We start from the raw sequence: 1,239 nt of genomic DNA on the forward strand, positions 1-1,239 counted from the left end.
TGACGTGCTCCCCTGATTGTTACCAGTCAGAGGTAGAGTCCGGCTCCTTCATGATGGTTGTTTGATGGGATGGCAACGTGTCTGGGGGCATGCCCCCAGACACGTTGGCCGGCGATCTCGGCGGGGGTCTTCCCGCCCAGTTTCGAGTGCGGCCTGACCGTATTGTAATCGTGCTGCCACGCGGCGAGCACGAACCGGGCATGGGCCAGTGAGGTGAACAAGGTCTCGTTGAGGCATTCGTCCCGCAGGCGACCATTGAAGCTCTCGACGAAGCCGTTCTGCATCGGCTTGCCCGGCGCGATGTAGTGCCACTCGACCCGGCGCTCCTGCGACCAGCGCAGGATGGCCGACGAGGTCAGCTCGGTGCCATTGTCGCTGACCACCGTGTGAGGCTTGCCGCGCATGCCGATCAAGCCGGTCAGTTCCCGGGCCACCCGGACCCCAGAGAGCGATGTATCGGCCACCAGCGCCAGGCATTCCCGCGTGTAGTCGTCGACCACGCACAGGATGCGGAAGCGCCGACCGCAGATCAGGCTGTCAGAGACGAAGTCGAGCGACCAGCGCTGGTTCGGACCATCCGGCAGCACCATCGGCCTGCGCGTGCCCAGCGCCCGTTTCCGGCCGCCACGGCGACGCACGCGCAGCCCTTCCTCGCGGTAGATGCGCAGCAGCTTCTTGTGGTTGGGCGTGATGCCCTCCCGCGCCAGCAGGTAACCCAGGCGGCGGTAGCCGAACCGACGGCGCTCTGCTGCCATCTCACGCAACCGTTGCCGCAACGCCCCGTCATCGGGCCTTGTCGGCTCGTAACGGATCACCCTACGGCTCACACCAACCAGTGCACACGCCCGACGCTCGCTCACCCCGTGATGCTCCCGGGCATGGGCGACGGCTTCCCGCTTAGCGCCGGGCGTTACCATTTTTTTGATGCCAGATCCTTCAACACGGCATTGTCCAGCATGGCCTCGGCCAGCAGCTTCTTCAGCCGGGAGTTCTCCTCCTCGAGCGACCGCAGCCGCCGGGCCTCAGACACATCCAGACCGCCGAACTTCGACTTCCACTTGTAGAACGTTGCCGAGCTGATCCCGTGACGGCGGCAGACCTCCGCCGTCGCCATCCCAGCTTCCTGCTCCTTCAAGATCGCAATGATCTGCTCTTCATTGAACCTGCTTCGCTTCATATCGTCCGACTCCTTGCGTCAGACTCTACCAAAAAGCGGTCACATTTCAGGGGAGCACGTCA

General features: G+C 63.8%; 1 protein-coding gene. It reads right to left on the bottom strand.

All coding sequences use genetic code 11. The features are described 5' to 3' along the window. Positions 1 to 26 precede the first annotated feature (26 nt). Positions 27 to 1,177, bottom strand: a protein-coding gene (locus tag J3454_RS16180; RefSeq protein ID WP_349514815.1) for an IS3 family transposase whose coding sequence is annotated in 2 segments (ribosomal slippage) — positions 27 to 925 and positions 925 to 1,177 — 1,152 coding nt in all. Because the reading frame shifts where the segments join, the coding sequence is not laid out codon by codon here. Positions 1,178 to 1,239 lie beyond the last annotated feature (62 nt).

This window comes from Erythrobacter sp. NFXS35, from assembly GCF_040148725.1.
Taxonomy (GTDB): Bacteria; Pseudomonadota; Alphaproteobacteria; order Sphingomonadales; family Sphingomonadaceae; genus Erythrobacter.